Annotated in this window: 4 protein-coding genes; 3 read left to right on the top strand and 1 reads right to left on the bottom strand. The window is 69.8% G+C overall.

Going from position 1 to position 7,939, the window contains the following annotated elements; all coding sequences use genetic code 11:
- Positions 1 to 22 precede the first annotated feature (22 nt).
- Both IG05_RS0140470 and IG05_RS0140465 read left to right on the top strand, forming a co-directional pair.
- On the top strand, positions 23 to 3,844 hold the full coding sequence (locus tag IG05_RS0140470) for a DUF6531 domain-containing protein (RefSeq protein WP_051790831.1): 3,822 nt from the start codon (positions 23 to 25) through the stop codon (positions 3,842 to 3,844).
- Positions 3,844 to 4,125, top strand: a complete 282-nt coding sequence (locus IG05_RS0140465) for a hypothetical protein (RefSeq protein WP_030349106.1) — start codon at positions 3,844 to 3,846, stop codon at positions 4,123 to 4,125. Before IG05_RS0140470 ends, IG05_RS0140465 begins: the two co-directional genes overlap by 1 nt.
- Positions 4,126 to 4,144: 19 nt before the next feature.
- Here IG05_RS0140465 and IG05_RS0140460 read toward each other — a convergent pair whose 3' ends face one another.
- A complete protein-coding gene (locus IG05_RS0140460) occupies positions 4,145 to 6,763 on the bottom strand; it encodes a glycosyltransferase family 1 protein (protein WP_030349105.1) in 2,619 nt (872 codons plus the stop codon).
- A gap of 339 nt (positions 6,764 to 7,102) precedes the next feature.
- Here IG05_RS0140460 and IG05_RS43045 point away from each other — a divergent pair.
- Positions 7,103 to 7,939, top strand: an 837-nt coding sequence (locus tag IG05_RS43045; RefSeq protein ID WP_037815798.1) for a maltotransferase domain-containing protein, incomplete at its 3' end; no start/stop codon positions are given.

Genomic DNA, 7,939 nt, shown 5'->3' with positions numbered 1-7,939 from the left:
CGCCTACCTGCAGAACGTCAGCATGACGCTCTCCGGCCTGACCTCCACCGCCGCCCACCCCGAACGCACCGCGAAGACCATGTGGGACGAGTTCCGCAAAGACCCCTCCGAGTTCGGCGGACGCATGGTCCCCCAGCTCCTCCTCGGCGACGGGGCCGGACTGGAAGCGGGTCTTGCCCGGGATGCGGCGGAGGTCGGTCTGACCCGGCAGGCAGCGGAAGCCGCGGCACGCAGGGAGGCGCGGGCGGGGACCGAGGGCGCGGCCGGGAAGACGGCCCGGGACCGGGTGAACGAGGACCCGCACGGGCCCTCACGGGAGTCGGATGCGGTATACAGCGGCGGCACCGACCCGATCGACCTGGCCACCGGCAAGATGTACCTGCCGCAGACGGACGTCACCCTCCCCGGCGCACTCCCGCTGGTCCTCTCTCGTCGCGTCGAGTCGGGCTACCACCTGGGCCGCTGGTTCGGCCCGTCCTGGTCCTCCACCCTGGACCAGCGCCTGGAGATCGACGCGGAAGGAGTCGTCTTCGTCACGGAGGACGGCCTCCTCCTGTCGTACCCCCACCCCGCCCCCGGCGTGCCCACCCTGCCCAGCCACGGTCCCCGTCTCTCCCTGGACCGTGTCGACGGCGGCTACACGATCACGGATCCCCGGACCCACCGCACCTGGCACTTCGCCGACCGGGGCCCCGGTCTCGCGGTGCTGGAACAGATCGACGACCGCAACGGCAACTGGATCACGTTCGCGCATGACGAGGCGGGAGTGCCCTCGGCCGTCGTCCACAGCGGTGGCTACCGTCTGCGGATCGAGAGTGCCGACGGGCGGATCACCGGCCTGTACCTGGCCGGGGGAAGCGAGGACGGATCCGATCTCCAGCTGATCCGGTACGGGTACACGCAAGAGAATGTCACCGAGGTCTGGAACTCGTCCGGGCTGCCTCTCCGCTTCGCCTACGACGAGCGGGGACGCGTCACCTCCTGGACGGACACCAACGGTCACGCGTACACGTACGCGTACGACGACAGGGACCGGTGCATCGCGCAGGGCGGCACAGAAGGGCATATGAGCCTGCGGCTGTCCTACGGCACGAGAGACCCGGAGACCGGGCTGCACACCACGACGGCGGTCAACGGCGAGGGCGCCGTACGCCGGTACTTCGTCAACGACCTGCACCAGATCGTCGCGATGGTGGATCCGGCAGGGCACACCCGGCGCTTCACCCGCGACCGCTTCCATCGCCTGCTGTCCGAGACCGACGCCGTCAGCCGTACGACGTCCCGCCGGTACGACGACATGGGGAACGTGACGGAGATCGTCCGTCCGGACGGCCGGCGCACGACGCTCTCCTACGACGCCCGCGGGCTGCTCACCCGCATCGTGCGCCCGGACGGAGGCTCGGTACGCCAGGAGTTCGACGACCGCGGGAACCTGACGTCGGTGGCCGACTCGGCCGGCGGTCGAACCTTCTTCACGTACGACGAGCGCGGTCATGTGTCCACGATGCGCGACCGGTACGGCCGGGTCACCACCATCTCCTGTGACGCGGCCGGTCTGCCCGCCGAGGTGCGTGACCATGCGGGGAACGTCATGCGGTACCGGCGGGACGCCTTCGGCCGCGTGACCGCCATCACCGACCCCTTCGGTGCGACCGGTGAGATGGAATGGTCCGTCGAGGGTCATGTCACGCGTCGCCGGAATCCGGACGGGACCGAGGAATCGTGGACGTACGACGGTGAGGGGAACTGCCTCACCCACACGAACACGGTCGGCGGAGTCACCCGGTTCGAGTACGGCCCATTTGATCTGCTGACCACACGCGTCGAACCCGACGGTTCTCGTTACGAGTTCGCGTACGACGACGAACTCCGCCTGACCCGGGTGACCAATCCTCAGGGTCAGACGTGGAGTTACGAGTACGACGCCGCGGGACGGCTGAGCACGGAGACCGACTTCGGCGGGCGGGCCATCCGGTACGCGTACGACGCGGCCGGTGCGCTGGTCTCCCGCACGAACGCCCTCGGCCAGGTCGTTTCCTTCGAGCACAACGAACTGGGACAGGTCGTCCGCAAGATCGTCGACGGGGAGGTGATGACGTACACCTACGACTTCACCGACGAGATCGCCCATGCCGGCAACGGTCACGCGGAACTCACCCTCCTCCGTGACCGCCACGGACGCCTGGTGTCCGAGCGTATCAACGGTCGAGAAGTCGCGTATCGGTACGACGAGTTCGGCAACCTGACCGAGCGCAGGACCCCATCGGGCGCCGTCAGCACGTGGGAGTTCGATGCCGACGGGAAGCCCTGCCGGCTCACGGCGGACGGGCGCGTCATCACGTTGGAGCACGACCGCACCGGCCGCGAAGTCAGCCGCCGGTTCGGCGAGTTCCTCACTGTCTCACGGTCGTTCGACGCGATGAACCGGATGATCTCCCAGGCGGTGGACCATTCTCACCGGCGTGTTCAGTCGCGGACCTACGGCTACCGCGCGGACGGCAGCCTGGCCAAGGTCGATGACCAACTGAACGGAATCCGTGACTACGAGCTGGATCCGGCAGGCAGGACGACCCGGGTGACCGGGGACGGCTGGTCGGAGTCCTACGCGTACGACCAGCTCGGCAACCAGACGGCCGCCGACTGGCCCGCCCGGCGGTTCGGCGATGACGGATGCGGCGAACGCGTCTACCAAGGCGCCGACCTGGTCCGTGCCGGCCGGATCCGCTACGAGCACGACGCCGCGGGACGTGTGGTGCTGCGGCAGAGGACCCGGCTCTCCCGCAAGCCGGACACCTGGCGGTACAGCTGGGACGCGGAGGACCGGCTCACCCGGGTCGTCACTCCGGACGGCACAGTGTGGCGGTACCTGTACGACCCTCTGGGCAGGCGCGTCGGCAAACAGCGCATCGCCGAGAACGGTGTCGACGTACTGGAGCAGGTGGACTTCGCCTGGGACGGCACCTCGCTCTGCGAGCAGACGACCAGCTGGGCGGACTCAGCCGACTCGGTGACCCTGACGTGGCACCTCAACGGCGTCGAAGCGGTTGCGCAGAGCGAGCGCAGGACCATGGCCGCGGCCTCGCAGGAGGAGATCGACGCACGCTTCTTCGCGATCGTGTCCGATCTTTCGGGTGCTCCGTGCGAGCTGATCGACGAGTCCGGCGACATCGCCTGGCGAGCCTCGGCCACCAACTGGGGAAAACTTTCCTGGCCGGCCGATAGCCGCGCTTACACTCCGCTGCGTTTCCCTGGACAGTATTTCGACTTCGAGACGGGCCTCAACTACAACTACCTCAGGTACTACGACACGGAAGTCGGCCGGTACGTCAGCCAGGATCCCCTCGGCCTGGCTCCGGCGGCCAACCCTGTCGGCTACGTGGACCGGCCCTCTGTCTCCTGCGATCCCCTCGGACTCGCTCCGCAGAAGTCACCCTTCCCGCCCAAGCCGTACGAGACGCCCCATTATCCGGACCTGCCGAAACACTTCAATCCGGAAGGGGGCAACACGAATTGCACGTACGTGGCCGATGCGTTCGAACAATACATGCGCGGCAACGGCATCAAACCCGTCCCCGGCGACATGGGAGGGTTCCAGTCCCTTGAGCGCCTGGAGAAGGTATACGGATCCGGCTTCAAGGACACCGACTTCTGGGGCATGGTCGACCATGTCAGAAACTCTGGACACGGCGCTCGCGGTATAGTCGCGGCGAGTCCCGGTGGGGGCATGCCGGGGCACGTGTTCAATATCGTGAACGATCAGAATCGAGTACTCTTCATCGATGCACAAACAGGGTTCGTCGACCCTACATATTTCCAATCATTCAAGCTGATGAGGACGAATTGATGCTCACGATCGAGCAAGCCGAACGGATTGCAGCGGATTACATCCGGAAGCTGACCGCCGACTGGGACAATGAGACGGCCATGTTTCCGGACCAGGAGTACAAGTCACAGAAGGGCGAATATTTCTACTTCGCCTTCCAGTCCGCGAAGTACGTCGAGACCAGGGATGACAAGTACCTCTGCTACGGACCTTGTCAGATATCGGTACACAGCGTGACCGGCGAATGCCGGCTGCTCAGCGTCCAGGAATCACTCGCGATCGATCCCTTCAACGCACGCTAGCCGGCACCGCCGGTCAGGCTCACCGCAACACCATCCCCGCCCCTTCCCCCACCTCCTGCGACGGCACCGCGAGCAGGCCGAGTTCGGCCGCGGAGGCCAGGAGGGGGTGGGTGGGGAGGATGCGGACGGTGTAGCCGTAGGGGCCGGTGCGGTCGAGGGAGAGGGGCCCCTCGTAGAGGACGCGGCCTTCCAGGTCGGGGGTGCCGGCCGGTTTCAGCGGGACCACCGTGGCGTCGGTGATGCGGTCCTCCGCGTCCACCCGGCCGGACACCGCCTGGACCTCCACGTCGTCCGGGGTCAGCGAGCCGAGGGCCACCCGCACGCGCAGGCCGACGGTCGTGCCCAGCTCCGCCGTGACGCTCGTGGCCGTCGTCTCCACGTGGTCCACGCTCACCCCGGACCAGGCCGCCCGGACCCGGGACTTCCAGGCGGCCAGCTCGCTCGCCGTGTCCGGGGTCAGCGCGCGGTGCGCCTGCGCGGCGGGAACGTAGAGCCGGTCGACGTACTCGCGGACCATGCGGCCGGCCAGCACCTTCGGGCCCAGCAGGGAGAGGGTCTGGCGGACCATCTCGATCCAGCGGTCGGGCAGGCCGGCGCGCCCCTGTTCGTAGAAGCGCGGAGCGACCCGCTGTTCGAGCAGGTCGTACAGGGCCGCCGCCTCGATGTCGTCCCGGCGGTCGGGGTCCGTGCCCGCGCCGTCCGCGGTCGGGATGGCCCAGCCGAAGTCCGGCTGGAACCACTCGTCCCACCAGCCGTCCAGGACGGACAGGTTGAGGCAGCCGTTCAGGGCGGCCTTCATGCCGGAGGTGCCGCAGGCCTCCAGCGGCCGCAGCGGATTGTTCAGCCAGACGTCGCAGCCGGGGTAGAGCTTCTGCGCCATCGCCATGCCGTAGTCGGGCAGGAAGACGATGCGGTGGCGGACCCGCGGGTCGTCGGTGAAGCGGACCAGGTCCTGCACCAGGCGCTTGCCGCCGTCGTCCGCCGGGTGCGCCTTGCCCGCGACCACGAGCTGGACCGGGTGCTCGGGGTGCAGCAGCAGCTCCATCAGGCGGTCCCGGTCGCGCAGCATCAGCGTCAGGCGCTTGTAGGAGGGGACCCGACGGGCGAAGCCGATCGTCAGGACGTCCGGGTCCAGCACCCCGTCGATCCAGCCCAACTCCGCGTCACCCGCGCCGCGTTGCCGCCAGGACACCCGCAGCCGCTCCCGTACCTCCAGCACCAGCTGTTCGCGCAGCGTCCGGCGCAGCTCCCAGATCTCCTGGTCCGGGATGTCCGCGACCGAGTCCCAGCGTTCGGAGCCGCCGACGGTCAGCGCGTCCTCGGTTCGCTGGGCGCCGACCTGCCGCGCCCCGAGCCGCAGCACCTCGGGCGCCACCCAGGTCGGCGCGTGCACCCCGTTGGTCACGGAGGTGATCGGCACCTCCTCGGGGTCGAATCCCGGCCACAGCCCCGCGAACATGCTCCGGCTGACCTGCCCGTGCAGCAGCGACACCCCGTTGGCCCGCTGGGCGAGCCGCAGCCCCATCACGGCCATGTTGAACAGGTTCGGCTCGCCGCCCGGATAGGTCTCCATGCCCAGTGCCAGGATCCGCTGCACGTCGATGCCGGGGAGTTCGGCGTCGGGGCCGAAGTGCCGGCCGACCAGCTCCCGGTCGAAGCGGTCGATGCCGGCCGGCACGGGGGTGTGCGTGGTGAACACGGTCCCGCCCCGCACCGCCTCCAGCGCCGGGTCGAAGTCCAGGCCGCCCGCGCACAGTTCGGCGATCCGCTCCAGACCGAGGAATCCCGCGTGCCCCTCGTTGGTGTGGAACACCTCCGGCCCGGCGTGCCCGGTGAGCCGGCAGTACGTCCGTACGGCCCGCACACCTCCTATGCCGAGCAGCATCTCCTGGAGCAGCCGGTGCTCGCTGCCGCCGCCGTAGAGCCGGTCGGTCACCCCGCGTTCGCCGAGCTCGTTCTCCTCCACGTCGGAGTCGAGCAGCAGCAGCGGCACCCGGCCCACCTGCGCCAGCCAGATCCGGGCGCGCAGTGCCTTGCCGCCGGGCAGCGCGAGGGAGACCTGGGCCGGCGTGCCGTCGGCCTCCTTCAGCTGGGTGAGGGGCAGTTCGTTCGGGTCGAGCACCGGATAGTGCTCCTGCTGCCAGCCGTCACGGGAGAGGGTCTGCCGGAAGTACCCGTGCCGGTACAGCAGCCCGACCCCGATCAGCGGCACCCCGAGGTCGCTGGCCGCCTTCAGGTGGTCGCCGGCGAGGATGCCGAGGCCGCCGGAGTACTGCGGGAGCGCGGCCGTGATGCCGAACTCGGGCGAGAAGTAGGCGACGGCGCGGGGCAGGCCGTCGGTCTGTTCCTGGTACCAGCGGTCGCCGGTCAGATAGTCGTCGAGGTCGTCGGCGGCCGCGGTGAGCCGGCGCAGGAACCGCCGGTCCCCGGCCAGTTCGGCCAGCCGGGCCGGCCGGACGCTGCCGAGCAGCCGGACCGGGTCCCCGCCGCTGCCGGCCCAGCCCTCGGGCCAGACGGACTGGAACAGATCGCGCGTTTCCGCATGCCAGGACCAGCGCAGATTGCGCGCCAGGTCACTCAGCGGCCGGAGGGGGTCGGGGAGTACGGGACGGACGGTGAACCGGCGGATCGCCTTCACATTCCACCTCGGGACGCGTCGCGGGGTGAGACGCACGGCGCTGTGCGTCTCGTCGTCGTCTTCGACGGTAGTGGTTACCGCGCGGTCGGTGGGGACGTACCGCCGGGGGTGTCGGAGCCGCCGGGGCGTCAAGACCCGGTCAGGGGGCACCCGGAGAAAAGGGGCCGGTCTTGTGCGTAGACGTACGCGTGAGTAGTTAACAAAGTGCCGGATTGCCCACCCGAACGGGTGGGGAAGGCTCCTCCGGTACACACCCCACAGGCGCACCACAGCACTTCCGCAGGACCCACCTCCCCATATCCATCCGCCACACCCACGTCGAAGCGGACAGGAGCGGTCATGCCCGCGAGGCAGCATTCGTCAGCACCCACGACACACAGCACGACCAAGGCAGCAGGAAAGAGGACGACGGGGAGGAAAGGGGCGGCGCCGGCCGGCGCCGCCGGCCCGTCCGCGGACGGGGAACGGCCCTCCCCGGACGCGGCCACCACCCTGGGCCGCATCCCCGTCCTGGACGTACGCCCCGTGGTCCAGCACGGGCGCAGGCCCGCGAAGGCGGTGACCGGGGAGTCGTTCGAGGTCTCGGCCACCGTGTTCCGGGAGGGCCACGACGCAGTCGCGGCGAACGTCGTGCTGCGGGACCCGGCGGGCCGGGCCGGGCCCTGGACGCCGATGCGGGAACTGGCCCCCGGCACCGACCGCTGGGGCGCCACGGTCACGGCGGGTGAACCCGGCCGCTGGACCTACACGGTGGAGGCGTGGTCGGACCCGCTCGGCACCTGGCGGCACACCGCCCGGATCAAGATCCCGGCCGGTATCGACACGGATCTGGTGCTGGCGGAGGGCGCCGAGTTGTACGAGCGGGCCGCCGCCGGGGTCCCGCAGGAGCACCGCGCGCCCGTGCTGGACGCGGTGGCGGCCCTGCGGGACCGGAGCCGGCCGGCCGCCTGGCGGCTCGCGGCGGCCCTGGCGCCGGAGGTGGAGGCGGTCCTGGCCCGCCATCCGCTGCGGGAGCTGGTGACCGCGTCGGATCCGATGCCGTTGCTGGTGGAGCGCGAACGGGCCCTGTACGGCTCCTGGTACGAGTTCTTCCCCCGTTCCGAGGGCACGGCCGAGCAGCCGCACGGCACGTTCCGCACGGCCGCGCGCCGGCTGCGTGCGATCGCGGACATGGGC

It is taken from the genome of Streptomyces sp. NRRL S-1022 (genome assembly GCF_000720135.1).
GTDB lineage: Bacteria > Actinomycetota > Actinomycetes > Streptomycetales > Streptomycetaceae > Streptomyces.
Note: the sequence above shows the minus strand (reverse complement) of the source record. Positions and strands in the feature narration are given on the sequence as shown.